This window comes from Deltaproteobacteria bacterium (genome assembly GCA_017302835.1).
GTDB lineage: Bacteria > Bdellovibrionota > Bdellovibrionia > Bdellovibrionales > Bdellovibrionaceae > UBA2316.
This window is the reverse complement of sequence record JAFLCC010000008.1, coordinates 151469-168007: the sequence shown is the minus strand read 5'-3', so window position 1 is coordinate 168007 and position 16539 is coordinate 151469. Positions and strand designations below refer to the sequence as shown.

The 16539-nt window shown below is 38.9% G+C and carries 12 protein-coding genes; all 12 read right to left on the bottom strand.

The features are described from left to right. Positions 1 to 667 precede the first annotated feature (667 nt). Positions 668 to 958, bottom strand: a complete 291-nt coding sequence (locus J0M15_10975) for a helix-turn-helix transcriptional regulator (GenBank protein ID MBN8537565.1) — start codon at positions 956 to 958, stop codon at positions 668 to 670. Continuing rightward, complete coding sequence (locus tag J0M15_10970; protein MBN8537564.1) at positions 936 to 1220, bottom strand: type II toxin-antitoxin system mRNA interferase toxin, RelE/StbE family; 285 nt, start codon at positions 1218 to 1220, stop codon at positions 936 to 938. Before J0M15_10970 ends, J0M15_10975 begins: the two co-directional genes overlap by 23 nt. A 967-nt stretch (positions 1221 to 2187) precedes the next feature. Further along, entirely contained in the window at positions 2188 to 3603 is a 1416-nt protein-coding gene (locus J0M15_10965; protein MBN8537563.1) for a glutamate synthase subunit beta, read from the bottom strand. Next, positions 3596 to 8266 (bottom strand): glutamate synthase large subunit, encoded by a 4671-nt coding sequence (gene gltB / locus J0M15_10960; protein MBN8537562.1) that lies wholly within the window; start codon positions 8264 to 8266, stop codon positions 3596 to 3598. The genes J0M15_10965 and gltB overlap by 8 nt, the downstream gene beginning before the upstream one ends. Positions 8267 to 8399: 133 nt before the next feature. After that, positions 8400 to 9182 carry a FliA/WhiG family RNA polymerase sigma factor gene (locus tag J0M15_10955; GenBank protein MBN8537561.1) on the bottom strand — a complete coding sequence of 261 codons (783 nt, stop codon included), beginning with the start codon at positions 9180 to 9182 and terminating at the stop codon, positions 8400 to 8402. A 153-nt stretch (positions 9183 to 9335) separates the two neighbouring features. After that, a complete protein-coding gene (locus tag J0M15_10950; protein MBN8537560.1) occupies positions 9336 to 10151 on the bottom strand; it encodes a MinD/ParA family protein in 816 nt (271 codons plus the stop codon). Further along, complete coding sequence (locus tag J0M15_10945; protein ID MBN8537559.1) at positions 10148 to 11566, bottom strand: flagellar biosynthesis protein FlhF; 1419 nt, start codon at positions 11564 to 11566, stop codon at positions 10148 to 10150. Before J0M15_10945 ends, J0M15_10950 begins: the two co-directional genes overlap by 4 nt. Continuing rightward, complete coding sequence (gene flhA / locus J0M15_10940) at positions 11556 to 13667, bottom strand: flagellar biosynthesis protein FlhA (GenBank protein MBN8537558.1); 2112 nt, start codon at positions 13665 to 13667, stop codon at positions 11556 to 11558. Before flhA ends, J0M15_10945 begins: the two co-directional genes overlap by 11 nt. After that, positions 13664 to 14734: a flagellar biosynthesis protein FlhB gene (gene flhB, locus J0M15_10935; protein ID MBN8537557.1), complete on the bottom strand. Its 1071-nt coding sequence runs from the start codon at positions 14732 to 14734 to the stop codon at positions 13664 to 13666. The genes flhA and flhB overlap by 4 nt, the downstream gene beginning before the upstream one ends. A 2-nt stretch (positions 14735 to 14736) precedes the next feature. Beyond that, positions 14737 to 15507 (bottom strand): flagellar biosynthetic protein FliR, encoded by a 771-nt coding sequence (gene fliR, locus J0M15_10930; protein ID MBN8537556.1) that lies wholly within the window; start codon positions 15505 to 15507, stop codon positions 14737 to 14739. Position 15508: 1 nt separating this feature from the next. Further along, on the bottom strand, positions 15509 to 15781 hold the full coding sequence (fliQ, locus tag J0M15_10925) for a flagellar biosynthesis protein FliQ (protein MBN8537555.1): 273 nt from the start codon (positions 15779 to 15781) through the stop codon (positions 15509 to 15511). 15 nt (positions 15782 to 15796) lie between these two features. After that, a complete protein-coding gene (fliP, locus tag J0M15_10920; protein MBN8537554.1) occupies positions 15797 to 16516 on the bottom strand; it encodes a flagellar type III secretion system pore protein FliP in 720 nt (239 codons plus the stop codon). Positions 16517 to 16539: the final 23 nt, after the last annotated feature.

The window sequence follows — 16539 nt, the reverse complement described above, 5'->3', positions numbered from 1 at the left end:
TTTGTTTATACTTTGGAATTAAATTGAAATCTGGACCTGTTAAAACTTAAAGTCTTACTTTAAGTAAAAGTTGAAATTATCTAAACCTAGTTTTCCACATATTTCCCACTAATTTTAGAAAGTTCCTGGTAATTTTTCATTGGTACACAAGTCGTCTTAATGTGTTGATACTCTTTGGTCTCGGATTGGCAATTGTAACAAAAATCGTCCACCATGGTGATTCAGAGGATCGTTCACGCTGAGGTCTTTTTGTGGCTGGATCAATTTCCTAACGCCGGTTCTAAATGACCATGTGATTCGAAAAATCCTTGAACACATGGACCTAGATACAAAACCACCACCACTGCATCCAGGTAGGGCAAATACCATACTCAAGGAAGTGATACCTATGTCGTTGTATTGAATTGTTTCCTATGAGTATAGACTGGACCCCTGGTTGTGGCGTTCAGCTTTGAGTCTTCTGGTCTAAGCTCATCACAAAGTATCCGTAGCAATTCTCATTCGGGAACTCATATCCATGTTGAGTTCTTGACCCCGGATCCTGTCCTCTTTCTATTGACTGAACAGTCATTGGTGTATTTCACTGTCCACGCAATGAATCTATCGGAAAATGTGTGTTTATGATACAAGGGATTTGCGTGTTTTATTCAAATCACAGGTAAATCTTTTATGACGCCTTTTCACTTTCCCAGCCAGGAAATACAATGACCGCAGGGTGAATGCGCAGGGCTTTTGCTAAAACTTTTGCTCGTTCTACGCCGATATTGATTCTTCCAGATTCCATACCAGAAATTGTGGACTGTGGAAGCCCACTGAGGTTTGCCAGTTCATTTTGAGAAAGCTCTTGAAGCTCTCGTATAATTCGCAGAGATTGGCCGGGGCTCACCAAGACAAGAGTCTTCGCGGGAACAAATGAACCACTCTTCAAAATTTCTTTAACCTTTTTTCCTGTAATCATGAGGCGTGACCTCCATCACCAAAATTTTTATCTCATTTGCAACTACGTAATATATCACTCGCCATTGATCATTCAGTCTGCTGGCTCTTGCGCCTTGCCACTCACCTTTGAGTGCATGGTCCCGAAAGCCTTTGATTTCAAACAATCCCTTTGGGCCTTGTAATTGAACAATGTCTTTCCATTTTTCGAACTTTTCCTGGATTTCCTTCGGGGCTTTATTGAGAGCTTTGACTGCGTTCTTTTCCAGAAAGACGTTCCACATACTAAATATGTACTATATCTTTTATGATATGTCCACAAATAAAGCAAGCGTGTTGATGCGCTACAGATTCGAAATGGAATTTTCTTATGTTTTTAATAATTTAGCGACTGAAATGGTCGAAAACGAAGATTTGCGTTCCCTGCGACACCTTTTTAGAACTATAACCACTATAAATCACGGACTTATTCATAGATCAAGGGCTTTGGGGGCTAAATAGATAGCTTCTTACCCGCTTGAGATCAACTTGCCGGCTAGAGAGCCCCATTTATGAATCTTTCTATCGACCCGCACTTGAAACAGAAACGGAATTAGCCGTATGCTAAGTACAAAAAATGATGCTGATTCTAACTCATCGAAAATTTGTCTTTTCAATACTTTTTGAAACCATCTACTGTTGAGTGAGGAGTCAAGATCATTGCCGAGGTCGAGGATCCCACTGTGATTGTGAAAATCTTAGAGCATATGTACTTACCAAGCAGAGCCCCTCAGGCGCATGCAGCCCGAGGGCCACCACGCCAAGCTGAAATCACTGACTTCGACATGAGTCAGTTCCCATCCATCGATGCCTATTTCGATCCAATATTCCAGGATTGAGCGGCTTCCATACGCCTCAACTCTGATTCTTCCTCGTTTTACGGAAGCTCTTACCCACTTCGGAAGCAAAAACATCATCCCGACCAATAATGAACTTTCCGAAACCTAGATTCCAGCCAAAAAATCCCTTCGTATATGTCGGTTTACTTATGCACTTATTAAACGTTCCATTATGAATCGAGCGACTGAAAATACTTAGCTCCATGAACTCATGGGCGATCGTAGGTAATGGCTCCAATGGGCGTGTCGATAGTAGTCTTTCAAATTCCATGTCGATAACCTTTATTTTTCTCATTTGGTGAGCTGTGCTGCTAATACGACCGACCCTTGCCTTTAATTTACTTTCAAAAAAGAATTCAAGACTCTTGACCGACTATCCAAATTTGTTTACCAAGTATTTATCTATACCTGCAGCCATTTTGCGACCTTCGGCGATGGCCCACACGATCAGCGAAGCACCTCTGGAAACATCTCCAGCAGCAAAGACTCCTTCCATCGCTGTTTGTCCCAAACCCTGCGTTTGAATCTTACCACCGGTGAAGTCAAGAGATCGAGAAGTAATCCCATCTAAATTCGCTCCCGTAAAGCCTAGTGCCAAAATGACTAGATCTGTTTTCAAAATCAGCTCTGGCTCTGAGGCGACTTTCTCAAATTTTCCATTTTTGTATTCTACTTTTTCAGCGACAAGGCGTTGGACATTGTTGCCATCGCCCTCAAAACGAGTGGTCAAAACACTCCAACATCTGGAGCCCCCTTCCTCATGGGCATGGGAGGTCCGTAATTTTAGTGGCCAGTGAGGCCATGGTGTTTCAGATGATCGTTCACTCGGAGGTCTCGGCATGATCTCTAGTTGAGTCACTGATCTGGCTCCTTGTCTCAGTGCTGTCCCTACACAATCTGAACCCGTATCCCCGCCTCCAATAATCACCACATCTTTATCCTGAGCCGAATATTTTAATTCAGAAATTTCATTTGCAATCAGTTTATTTTGATCCGTTAAATAATCCATGGCCAAATAAATCCCTTGGAGCTCCCGACCTGGAATCACTAGATCCCTTGGCTTTTCTGCTCCCAGTGCCAGACCCACGGCATGGAAGTCATTTTGTAAATCCTTAAATGAAAAATCCTTCCCTACCTCGGCGGAGGTTCTAAATTCCACGCCTTCTTCACGTAGTTGTTTTAATCGACGATCCAAACGCCATTTCTCGAATTTAAAATCAGGAATACCATACCGAAGAAGACCTCCGGCCTGAGCATTTTTTTCAAACACGGTGACCTGGTGTCCTTTGCGAGCTAATTCCTGAGCCGCTGCCAGACCCGCAGGTCCAGAGCCCACAATGGCTACCTTAAACCCCGTTTTTTTTGAATTTATCTGGGGACGAACCCAACCCTCTTGAAATCCACGGTCAATAATACTCCATTCAATATTTTTGATAGCCACAGGATCTGAATTCAAACCCAGAACACAGGCGGACTCACAAGGAGCGGGACAAAGACTGCCGGTAAATTCTGGAAAATTATTTGTTCGGTGCAAACGATGAAAAGCTTCTTCCCAACGATTTTCTGTTACCAGTTTTGTCCACTCAGGAATTAAATTATCTACGGGGCAACCCGTTTCGCTTTGACAAAAGGGAACTCCACAATCCATGCATCTTCTGGCCTGCTGCCCGATCTCGTCATAAGCCACTTTGGAATGAGCTACTTCATTCCAATCCCTTAGCCTCTCTTCTTTAGATCTGTACTTTAAATCTTGACGTTGGTACTTTAAGAAACCAAATGGATCAGACATGATTTACCTCATTTAGAAAAAAGGCTGACTTTCGATTTTGCAAAATCTTTCCATATTCAATGGGTAATACTTTTACAAAATAAGTTCGATGCACACTCCAACTTTCTAACAATCGCAAGGCTAAAGGGCTTTGTGTCTCTGTATAATGGGCCTGAATCTGAGCTTGTAAGAAATTAATTTCTTCTTTATCTAAATTCCAAACTAATTCTACCGAGGAAAGATTTATAGACGCAGCTGCCGTTCCTTTTGGATCATAGATATAAGCCAATCCCCCTGACATTCCTGCCGCAAAATTTTTCCCGATAGAACCAAGAATAAGTACATGACCGCCTGTCATGTACTCACATCCATGATCTCCCAGTCCTTCAACAACTGCGCTCACCCCGCTGTTACGCACGGCAAAGCGTTCACCAGCAGCTCCAGCAATAAAAACCTCGCCTGAGGTAGCTCCGTACAAGCAAGTATTTCCAACCAAAGATAAACTAGCCTCAGAAGTTAATTTTAAATCTACAGGTGGCCTTATAGAAAGTTTGCCACCTGATAATCCCTTTCCTACATAATCATTTGCACTGCCCATTAAATTGAAGCTGATACCATTGGCTAAGAAAGCACCAAAAGACTGACCAGCTACCCCATTAAAATTAAATTTTAATGTGTCCTTGGATAATCCTTGAGCTCCAAATTTTGAAACAAGAGAATAGGATAACAAAGCACCAATAGATCGATGAGAGTTTTCAATTTTCAAATTTGCTTCCATATTTCGGTGGTTTTGATGAGAGTTATTTTCATTTTTTGGAATGCTTTGAATAAATGAATGACATAGGGATCCGATCTCCTCCTCAAGGGAGTCTTTTTCCATTAATTTTATTTCATTTCCTTCTTGTTCTTTCGTTTTGCGTTTAGCTCCCTGAACCTGACAAGCTGGTTTTTCTAATAAGCTCTTTAAGTCGAGAGATTCTAACTTCCAATTTTCTTTTCTCTGCGCCTCTGTCGTTTCGAAATCTAACACCTCTGTACGGCCAACCATTTCGTCCATACTTTGAAATCCTAAACGGCTCATGAGCTCACGGACTTCTTCAGCTACAAAGTGAAAATAATTAATCACGTATTCAGGTTGTCCAGAAAATCGAGCCCTTAAAATGGGATCCTGGGTAGCAATTCCTACGGGGCAGGTGTTCAAATGACATTTCCTCATCATGATACAACCTTGAACTATCAAAGGTGCTGTGGAAAAACCGAACTCTTCAGCGCCTAGCAAGGCTGCGATCACAACGTCTTTGCCGGTTTTAAGCTGTCCGTCTGTCTCTAGCACCACACGATGCCGTAATCCATTACGAATCAGTGTTTGATGAGTTTCTGCTAATCCCATCTCCCAAGGAATTCCAGCGTATTTGATTGAAGAAAGGGGAGAAGCGCCTGTACCACCACAATCACCACTGACGACAATTTTATCAGCCATGGCCTTCGCCACACCTGCCGCCACTGTTCCAATACCCGCTTCGGCGACAAGCTTTACTGAAATTCTAGCTAGGGGGTTGCTTTTTTTCAAATCATGAATGAGCTGTGATAGATCTTCTATCGAATAAATATCATGATGTGGAGGAGGTGAAATTAAAGTCACACCCGGAGTTGAGTGTCTCAGCTCCGCTATCATTTTGTCGACTTTATGTCCAGGAAGTTGTCCACCCTCGCCAGGTTTTGCTCCTTGGGCCATCTTGATTTGTAGTTCAATCGCATTTGCTAAATAATGGGCTGTCACTCCAAAACGGGCCGAAGCAATTTGTTTGATCGCTGAGTTTTTAGAGTCTCCATTTTTTTCAGGAAAAAACCGCTTTGCACTTTCGCCACCTTCACCCGAATTACTCTTTGCATGGATGCGATTCATAGCAATAGCAAGGCTTTCATGAACTTCCGAACCCAAGGCCCCCAAGGACATGGCCCCCGTTGTAAAACGTCTTAAAATTAAATTTACCGGTTCTACATTTTCTATGGGAATACTTTTTCGAAGCTGATTAAAATGGAAAAACCCTCTGAGGGTATTGCTTGAATTTCTTTCGACCTCTGCCGAAAAAGCCTGGAAGGATTCCAAACTATTCTTTCGCGTCGCAATCTGTAATTGGGCAATACTTTTAGGATTCCACAAATGAGCTTCCTCTCCTTCGCGATAATGAATATTTCCGCCGGTTGGAAGTAATGACAGATAGGGGATCTGATTCAAAACTGTTGATTTTCTCAAGGCCTCGTTCATCGTGTTAAAATGATTGAACCTACCGCCTTGAAGAAATGCGTACTCTTTTGCTATCATTTCTAAACTGAGGCCGCCAATTCGGGAAACCGAGCCTGTAAAATACTTCTGAACTACTTCTGAATTGATTCCTAGAATTTCAAAAAGTTGAGAACCACAATAGGATTGCAATGTCGAAATTCCCATTTTCGACATGATTTTTAACAGGCCTTTTCCAACAGCTTTCATATAATTTTTCTCTAAAAAATCAATATTTGAGTTTAAAGAAAGGCTATTTCTATTTGAAGATAACTTGTTGTCTTTAACTAAAAAAGTTATCAATTCTCTGATGGCCGCTGGATAAACGGCCTCGGCTCCGTAACCAATTAAACAAGCAAATTGGTGCACATCTCGAACTTCATAGGTAGAAATAACTAACGATACTTGAGTTCGGATATTTTTTCTTATTAGGTGATGATGAACCGAAGACACGGCGAGAAGAGATGGTATGACTTGTTGATTTGAATCCACTCCTTCGTCTGTTAGGACTAAAACTTGATTTTGACCCGCTAATTTTTCTGCCCGATCACAAAGATCTTCCAGTGCCTTTTCTAAATTAGAATCTTTAGAAAACAAAATAGAGATTTTTTCTGTCTTTAATGGAAAACCTTCAGATAATAAATTCTGATATTGATCTTGAGATAAAATAGGTTGATCCCGTTTCAAAAGAAATGCTTTTGAAACTGCCGCCTGATCAAACTTACCCAAAGCTGGACGTTTTCCTAAAAACATTGTCAGTGACATCACCCTATCTTCTCGGATCGGGTCAATGGGAGGATTTGTCACCTGAGCAAACATTTGACGAAAATAATTAAATAGCACTTGAGGCTTCTCTGTCAGAATAGCCAAAGGCGTGTCATTTCCCATTGAAGATTGAGGCTCTTCTGATTTATCAATCATCGGAATCAATATCATTTCAATTTCTTCACGAGTGTAACCATAGCTATGAAGCTTTTCAAAAAGGCTTAAAAAAGCCACTTCGCCCTCTTCAGAATTGTTTGTTATTTCTTGTCCCTGGCACACTTCATCGATCCGGTCCGAGGATAATTGTTCTTCAGCAACCCACTGTTGATAGGGATATTGTTGGGCGACTTTATTCTTTATTTGGTCATCGAAATAAATTTTATTTTGTTCAATATCAAAAGCGATAATTTGCCCGGGACCCAAGCGACCTTGATATTCAATTTGATCATTAGGTATATCTAAGACTCCCAGTTCAGAAGCCAAAATTAAAGTCCCATTTTTAAGAACTTGATAACGGCAGGGTCTTAAACCATTTCGGTCTAATCTAGCTCCCATCCATTTGCCATCACAAAAACAAACAGCAGCGGGACCATCCCAAGGCTCCATTCGCGGCGCTTGAAATTGATAAAAAGAATTCAAATCATCAGAAGAAGACTGACTCCAGGGTTCGGGCATTAAGGTCATTAACGCCTCTGGAAGAGTTGCTCCCGATTCACATAGAATTCTGACCATGTCATCCAAATACTGAGAATCACTTTGACCTGATAATATCAGCGGCTGAATCAACTGTGGATTCTGTGGACATAGAGAATGAGCTATATTTTTTTCCCTAGCTCTGAGCCAAGTTAAATTTCCACGAACTGTATTGATCTCGCCGTTGTGACAAATACTAGAAAACGGCTGAGCCAGTCTCCATGCAGGCAAGGTGTTCGTGCTAAATCGCGAATGAACCATGGCATATTTAACTTTTAAATCTGTCGATTTTAAATCCAGATAATAGTCACCCAATTCAGAAGGTAAGGATAAACCTTTATACACGATTGTTTTGTTAGAAAGGCTAATCACATCAAATTCAGATTTTCTTTGAATCGCTTGTCTTAAAAAATAAAGCTTCCTGGAAAAGACTTCTTCTGGCTTTTCATTCCCTTCGGTAGCTGGCACTCCCCCGATTAAAAATTGGAAAATATCTGGTTCTAAAAACTGAGCCTGAGCTCCTAAAATCTTTGAATTAACTGGAACTTTCCTCCAACCTTGGATTTCGATTCCTAAACAAGTTGCCAACTCTTCTACTTTATTTTGCTCAAGAGATATAGATTTGTCCTTAGCAAGAAAAAGCATTCCAACTGCAAAATCGGAAACCATCTCTGAGGATTCGATTTTTGTGGAATTGAATTCTGGTTGCCGTCGAAAAAATGAATGGGACAATTCCATAAGAACACCCGCGCCATCACTGGTTTTACCGTCGGCGCCGAGGGCACTTCGATGATCTAAATTTTTTAAAATTTTAAGTGCTGACTCAATAACTTGATGGGTAGGACTTTTTTCTCCCGAACAGATAAGTCCAATGCCGCATGCATCCTTTTCAAAATTTTCAAGATAAAGACCGTTTTCATTTTTTGTTGTCGTTTTATTCATACAACATTCAGAAATAATATCTTTCAAAAATTTCTGCAAGAAAGAATTTCAAGAGTGGAGATTAAAAAATTTTATTTGATAGAGTAATTATACTTAAATGGAAACCACTAGAGCAATTACGTACCTAGAGCAATTATACCAACTCGATCTCTCCGGAGCCAATCGTCGCCATTAATTTTGCTTTCAATCGAATCACAGCTTGAGCGTGCAGCTGGGAAACCCGACTTTCTGTAACTCTTAAGACTTGTCCTATTTCTTTGAGATTTAAATCCTCATAGTAGTACAAAGACAAAACCAATCTTTGTCGATCAGGCAATTCTTCGATGGCGCCGGCCACAATATCCTTAACTTTCTTAATATTTAACTGATTGTAAGGATTCGCTAGTTTTGATCCTTCTAACAAATTAAGTATTGATTTCTTGTCAGTATTACTAAAAGTTTGAGCGTCATCAATGGAAAGTAAACTGACCGGCCTCACTTGATTGACTAAATCGTGGAACTCTTCCACTGTTATATTTAGGGTCTTACAGATCTCTTCATCCGTAGGTGTTCTTCGTAATTCTTGCTCAAGCATGGCGATGGTTTTATCTAAAACTTTAGATTTATCGCGTATGGAACGAGGAACCCAATCTTGAGAACGCAATTCATCGAGAATGGCGCCACGAACTCTAAACTCGGCATAGGTTTTAAACTTGTTATCGCGAGAGGGATCATACTTATCAATAGCATCCATCAATCCAATGACACCGGCCGAAATTAAATCATCTAGTTCAATATTTGCAGGCAACCGAACTGCAATTTTTTGGGCAATAAATTTAATCAGTGGTGCATATTCTTTTATTAGACTATCTTTTTGCTTTTGAGTTAGCTTTTTGGGATCTTCTTTATATTTCTTTAGCAACGCTAAATTTCTCACTCTACCAACCCTTCCATAATCGCTGTTCAAGTTATTGAAACTTTTTCTCTAGTAGTAAAATTTAATTGAACTTCTTCAGTGTAACAAAAAATACAAATTCTGAAAGTCCAAATAACAAATACTAAACCTGTGGCCTAGTTGTCTCAAAATGGCTCATGCCACGCTGGTGATATTTTCCCAAAATAGTTGTAACCCCCCGTTGTAGTTTACCTTTGGTTGAAAATTTAAAATTTCATTTGCAATCTGATTAATGGAGATAGCTGAATCTGAGGTGGGGTCCTGTTTCATAATAAGACGCTGATTATAATTTGAACTTCTTAAGGCGTTATCTAAAGGCACGGCTCCCAAATATTCCAGGCCTACGAGCAAGAATTTGTGAACCACATCCTGAAATCTTTTAAATAAATAAAATCCATCTTCATGGTTTTTTACTTGATTACAAATAATTGAAAATCTTTTCACCTTGAACTTAGAATTCAGTACTTTAATCAAGGCATAGGAATCAGCAAAACTAGAGGGATCGGGGGTAATAATCACATTAATACACTGAACCGCTGAATTTGTTTGCAAGACATTTGGTGCGATTCCTGGAGAAGTGTCCGTAATGAGATAATCAAATTTTCCGTGAATCTCAGCAAAGGAATCAATGACAGCTCTTCGAGAATAGGAATCTAAATTTTGTAACTCTTCAAATCCATGCCCCCCTGAGAGTAAATACAAATTGGAATCAAGAGGAGTTAATATTTCTTTAACCTTTTTTTGTCCTTTTAAAACATCCAGAATTGAGAAAGGAGCCCTGGTTCCAAAAAAGATATCTACATTTGCCATCCCCAGATCTGCATCGAAAATGAGAACCTTTTTACCTGCCTGGGAAAGCCTATAGGCCACATTGACTGCTAAAGTGGTTTTACCAACTCCACCTTTACCAGATGTAAAGCTGAGGGTTTTCGTATTGTAGTTAAAACTCATATATTGGCCTCTTGGTTAGAATTATTATTCTTTGTTATATGGAAAATCAAATCCACCAATCTTTCTTTGGTGGCATACTCAAAATCTTCTGGGATCTTAGATCCGATACCAAAAGAATGAATAGGAATACAGTTTGTTTTTATAAAACTATAAATGGGACCATTTTGAACAGATTCATCAAGATGATTAAATATAACATCATCAATGTTCAAAATAGAATAATTATGAAGAGTGTCTTGCATATCCTCATACTTACTTCGAGCCGATAAAACTAAATGAATCGCCTTGCTGGGAATTTCGTTCACAAGCAATTTATCAAAGAAAGCTTTTTCTTGAAGAGTTTTTAAATTTAAACCTGGAAAATCCACTAACACACAGTCTATATTGTTAATAAACTTTATGACTTCTTTCCAATCTGATCTATCTCGAATCACGGCAAAGGGAACATTTAAAATTTGTGAATATATTTTTAATTGTTCTACAGCGCCCACCTTATGATTATCCGTTGTCAGCACTGCAATTTTTTTACCCTCTCTGACAATTAACTGTGATGCCATTTTAATTAAGCAAGAAGTTTTTCCTGTTCCGCTTGGTCCAACAAAAAAATGAAATTTTTTATCTTTTACATCACTCAATGAAATGGTTTCTAATATTTTTTTTGCTAACAATCCCTCAATCAGTGATTTGTTTTTTAACTTATTCAATGGTAATTCATTTTGAATATCCAAAATCATCTCAATCGCATGGTCTTCGATCATTCCTTCTTTTAATAAATTTTGATAATTTAGTGCTAAATCAAAATGAATTCCATAGGCACTCCCAGGATAGTTCGCATGATTTGAAGGACTTACTTGATTTACCTGATTTGCTTGATTTGCCTGATTTATATTTTCACTTAGTTGATTTGCCTCTGCTAACTTTTTCTTTAGAGCTAAGATCTCTAACTTCAAGGACTCTATGTCCTCAGTGGATCGACTTTTGGAAGTGTCTCCTTTTTTTATTTCTTCTTGAAAATCATAGGCATTAAAGGCACTAGCAGCAGCATTTCTAATTCTTTCCTCTGCGAGGCTCTGCTCCTTGTCGATGTCTATGTACCTTTGTGCCGTTATCGGCCTGATGGGTGCCGGTGACTTATGATTGTTGACAAACTTATTAATAATTTCTTTCTGCATTCTTGCAGAACTATTACTAAATTTATTTTTATCTTGATCTCCCATTCTAGATTCTACAAATTTCTTTTTATGAAGCGTCTCTTCGCTCACAGCGGCAGTGATTTCAAAGCTACTATCACCAACTAAGCCGTATTTTTTACTATTATCCTTTGCGGACAAAATGATAGCATCTGGTCCGAGCTGCGATTTTACCAGCTCTAAAGCTTCTTTCATTGATCTCGCTTCAAATTTTTTAACTTGCATGGGTCATCTCCACCGTCGCAATTGATTTTATATTTGCATCTGAACTTAATTCATTATGTGAAAGCACAATAAGTTGAGGAATAAATCTATGAGTTAATTTAAATAAATGCCGCCTTGATGTGGGCGTTGTCAAAAGTATCGGCTGACCCGCAATTTCTGGATGAGTTTCAACCGCTGTAGCAATTTTATTTATTAACTGATGTGCCGATTGGGGGTCCATGATCAACTGCACCCCTTGCTCGGTCTGCAATAAAGAATTAGCTATCAATTCTTCGATTTGATGATCTAAAGTCATCACAGGAATTTGACCCTCATCGCTCGAATACTTTCGTGTGATGGAACGGCTGAGGGCTTTTCTTACGGACTCTGTCAGGATTTCAATATCTTTTTGTTTGGAAGCTTCATCAGCTAGACTTTCAAATATAGTTAATAAATCCCTAATTGAAACTTGCTCTTTTAATAAATTTTGCAGAACACGCACGACGGACCCAAGTGTCAACATATCAGGGATCAGTTCTTCAACCACTTTTGGATTTGTTTTCTTAAAGTTTTCAATTAACTGACTTGCTTCTTGTCGACCCAGCAACTCATGGGCATGGGATCTAATAATCTCGGTTAAGTGGGTTGCCATCACGGTTGGCAAATCCACAACGGTGTATCCAGACATTTCGGCATCCTCTTTACGAGAAGGCGTAATCCACAAGGCATCCAAACCAAAAGCTGGCTCTTTTGTTGGAATTCCTTCAATACGTTCTGAAACATTTCCAGGATCCATGGCCATCATGTAATCAGGTTTCAAATTACCTCCGCCAACTTTATTTCCTTTGATGAGGACTCGGTAATCACCAGGGCCTAATTGGAGATTATCCCTAATGTGAACACTTGGAATCACGATTCCTAAATCCAGAGCAAATTGTTTTCTTATGGAAACAATTCTTTCTAACAAATCACCACTCTTATTAGACTCAACAACATTGATTAAACCATATCCAACTTCTAATTCGATCAAATCTAATGGCAGTAAAGTTTCCACATTTTCTTTTTTGGGGACCTGAGCCAAGGCCTCTTCCTTTTTCTTTTCATCCTTAGCAAATTCTTGTTTGTACTTAAGAGTCACCCAGCCCGTCGTAATTAAAATAAGTGCAATTACGAAAAAAGGTACCGTTGGCAATCCAGGAACCAAACCAAGTAAAAACAGAACACCTGCTGAAATCATGACAGCTCTTGGGCTTCCTAATAATTGAGACGTCACCTCATGCCCCATATTTTCGTCATTGCTAGAAGATCGGGTGACAATGGTACCTGCGGCTGTGGAAATAATAAGCGCCGGAATTTGAGCGAGTAAACCATCCCCTATTGTCAACATCGTGTAATATTTAGCAGCCGTAGCAATATCCAAATTCTTCTGAATCACACCAATCAATAAACCCCCAATGATATTGATAAGCATAATGATAATACCCGCAATGGCGTCACCTCTGACAAACTTACTGGCTCCATCCATGGCTCCATAAAAATCAGCTTCTTGTTCAATTTCTTTTCGTCGTTTCCGAGCTTCCTGTTCATTGATCAACCCTGCATTTAGATCCGCATCGATCGACATTTGTTTTCCAGGCATCGCATCCAATGTAAATCTGGCAGCAACCTCAGCAACTCGACCAGAACCTTTCGTAATAACGATGAAATTAATCACAATAAGAATTAAGAAAACGATAAATCCAATGACATAATTATTACCAACCACAAAGTTTCCAAAGGAGTAAATCACATCACCGGCCGCCTTTGTACCCTCATGGCCATGGCTCAATACCAGCCTTGTCGTAGCCACATTTAAAGACAATCGAAACAAGGTAGTGAGTAATAACAAACTAGGAAAGGCTGTAAAATCTAAAGCTCTTTTGGTATAGATAGACACTAGCAATATCAAAATACTTAAAGCTAACGAAAAAGTTAAAGCGATATCTAACAGGAGAGGTGGCAATGGAATAATCATGACTGCCAAAATCGCCAATGTACCAAAAGCTATCAGTAAATCTGTGTTCTTGGTGAGCTTTTCAAATTTTTTCATAAATTGAAAAATGGGGTCTAAAAATTCATTCATGATTTTTTAACCTTTCTTCTTAATTTATACACATAAGATAGCACTTCGGCGACGGCTACAAAAAGCTCGCGAGGAATCACTTGACCTAATTTCATCGTTTTGAAAATGGTCCTAGCGAGTGGTTTATTTTCGATGATTGGAATATTATGTTCTTTGGCAATCGCTTTAATTTTCTCTGCGATAAGATCCGCTCCCTTAGCAATGAGCTGAGGAGCCGGTAAGTTATCTTCATACTTGAGTACCACCGCAATATGAGTCGGATTCGTGATCACCACATCAGCTTTGGGAATTTTTTCCATCATCCGACGGTTTGCCATTTCTCTTTGAATACGACGGACCCGCGACTTAATCATCGGATCCCCTTCCCTTTGCTTTGTCTCTTCCTTAATTTCATGCTTGGTCATCATCATTTTTTTTTCTAAATCCCAACGTTGATAAAAATAATCACCAGCAGCTAAAACCAACATAACCATTCCGATACCAAAAAGGAGTTTGGTGATCATTGTTCCCATGTATATTACTAATTCATTAACGGAATAGGTCTGTAGGTAGGGCCAAACAGCAACTTCTTTCCTTAAAGTCAAAAAAATAACTAGACCTATTAATAAGACTTTAAATAAAGATTTAATTCCTTCGATAAGGCCTCGAAGACTAAAAATTCTTCCTAGCCCCTCGACAGGATTCAGTCTTTCAAATTTAAATGAGAGGGCGTCATCCACATTCAAAAACCCTATTTGAATGAGGCTGGAAATGCTTCCGATCAAGGCACCTAAAATAATAATGGGAAAAACTAAAATGATAATTTTCCTTCCGGCAAGTTCCGTCATATCCAAAAAATTCCCTGATCTGAGTTGTTGTACCAAATTATCTCCATAGGTATTTTGAAACAGCTCTTGGAATTGCAGGTGATAAAAACGAGCAAATAGTGTTAGAATTCCAGAAACTGATAATAATAAAAAAGCTGTCGCTAACTCTCTGGTATGAGCGACTTGACCTTGCTTTCGGTACTCTTCCCTTCTAGCATCAGTTGCTTCTTCTGTTTTTTCGTTATCTTCGTCACTTGCCATAACTAAAACGACCTCATAAATTTAAACATTTCCGTGTGAGTCAAATCTAATATTTGAATCATTTCATTTAAAAATAGTGGAAGAGATATAAAAACAACCAAAAAGCCAACGAGTATAGTTACTTGAAAGCTGGTGACAAAAACATTGATCTGAGGAACTGCCCTTCCCAAAATACCCATGGATAAGTTGACAAGAAAGATACTACTTAAAACAGGTGCCGCGATTTTTAATGCTATTTCAAATAAATTTTTGCACCAAAAAACAAATTCACTAAACCCCATTAATTTAATGTGCAATGATGTTATAGGTAAGATTTCAAAACTTTGGTTGATGCCACCAATTAATAAATGATGCCCCTGTATGCTGAAAAAAACAAGAATCGCTAATACTCCCTGAAACTGTTCAATTAAATTTGAGCTGGTCCCGCTGAGGGGATTAAAAACAGATGAGGCTCCGAGCCCCAAAGACATAGAAATTAATTCAGATCCCATGGCAATAGCGTGAAAAAAAAATCTGGTCAGTAAACCTAGAGTAAGGCCAATAAAAACTTCTTTCACTGCGTAAAGCACAATTAGGCCATCTAAGGGTAATTCTTTATTTTTACTGGCTTCATAAACTAACATCGTAAAACATAAAGAAAATAAAATCTTAACCAGAGTTGGTAATTGCATGGAATGAAAAATCGAACTACTTAAAATAAAGGAGCTGATCCTTAATAAGATGAGCACAAACAAAATCATGGCAGAATCGTTGATAAACAAACTCTGAAACATATTATTCCCTGACCATGACAGCGATGCCTTCAAAAAGGTTTATCGTATAGGAAGAGATCACATCCATCATCCATGGTCCCGCAAACACTAAAATCAATGCAATAATTATCATTTTAGGTACAAAAGTAAGAGTCGCTTCGTTAATTTGAGTCACGGCTTGAAATATACTGATGACAAGACCGATAACTAAAGTGCTTACCAATAGCGGCATTGCCAATAAGGCAGTTGTTCTGAGGGCATCTTGTCCCAATTTAATAATGAGCTCTTCGGTCATTTCATCATCCTTGATTTAGCCAAAACTTTTTACCATTGAACCTATCAGCAATGCCCATCCGTCAACCATGACGAATAACATTATTTTTAATGGCATAGAAATGACAACTGGAGGCAACATCATCATTCCCATGGCCATCAAAACACTTGAAGCTACAATATCAATAACCAGAAAAGGCAAAAAAATAATAAAACCAATTTGAAATCCTGTTTTTATTTCAGAAAGAACAAAGGCAGGAATTAAAACCAAAGAAGGAACATCCGCTCTTGTTTTTGGTTTTTCGACTTTGGCCAATTTTAAAAATAAACCCAAATCATTTGAACGTGTTTGATTAAACATAAATTTTCTCATTGGGGCCATGGACTCTTCAAGCGCCCTATCTTGTGAAATTCTTCCTGCTAAAAAAGGCTGTATCCCTTTTTGATTTACTTCCTCAAAGGCTGGTCCCATTATAAAAAAAGTTAGAAATAAAGACAAACCAACTAAGAGTTGATTAGGTGGCAACTGCTGAACTCCCATGGCTTGTCGTAAAAATGAAAATACAATGATAATTCTCGTAAAACTAGTCATCATGATTAGAATAGCCGGAGCCAGGCTCAGTACAGTTAAAATCAGGACAAGTTTTATGGCATTCACAATTTCATTAGGATTTTCAGCCGTTTTAAATCCTAGATTAATATTTGGCAACGTTACTTGAGAAAAAGCTTGAAAGCTTACTCCTATGATAAGAAATATGACAAGGTAATGTCTAAAAAAAA

Coding starts and splice junctions, on each gene's coding strand:
- fliR (MBN8537556.1), bottom strand. CDS start 15,507: ATGTTTCAGAGTTTGTTTATCAACGATTCTGCCATGATTTTGTTTGTG.
- gltB (MBN8537562.1), bottom strand. CDS start 8,266: ATGAATAAAACGACAACAAAAAATGAAAACGGTCTTTATCTTGAAAAT.
- flhA (MBN8537558.1), bottom strand. CDS start 13,667: ATGAATGAATTTTTAGACCCCATTTTTCAATTTATGAAAAAATTTGAA.
- J0M15_10975 (MBN8537565.1), bottom strand. CDS start 958: ATGATTACAGGAAAAAAGGTTAAAGAAATTTTGAAGAGTGGTTCATTT.
- J0M15_10965 (MBN8537563.1), bottom strand. CDS start 3,603: ATGTCTGATCCATTTGGTTTCTTAAAGTACCAACGTCAAGATTTAAAG.
- flhB (MBN8537557.1), bottom strand. CDS start 14,734: ATGGCAAGTGACGAAGATAACGAAAAAACAGAAGAAGCAACTGATGCT.
- J0M15_10970 (MBN8537564.1), bottom strand. CDS start 1,220: ATGTGGAACGTCTTTCTGGAAAAGAACGCAGTCAAAGCTCTCAATAAA.
- J0M15_10945 (MBN8537559.1), bottom strand. CDS start 11,566: ATGCAAGTTAAAAAATTTGAAGCGAGATCAATGAAAGAAGCTTTAGAG.
- J0M15_10950 (MBN8537560.1), bottom strand. CDS start 10,151: ATGAGTTTTAACTACAATACGAAAACCCTCAGCTTTACATCTGGTAAA.
- fliQ (MBN8537555.1), bottom strand. CDS start 15,781: ATGACCGAAGAGCTCATTATTAAATTGGGACAAGATGCCCTCAGAACA.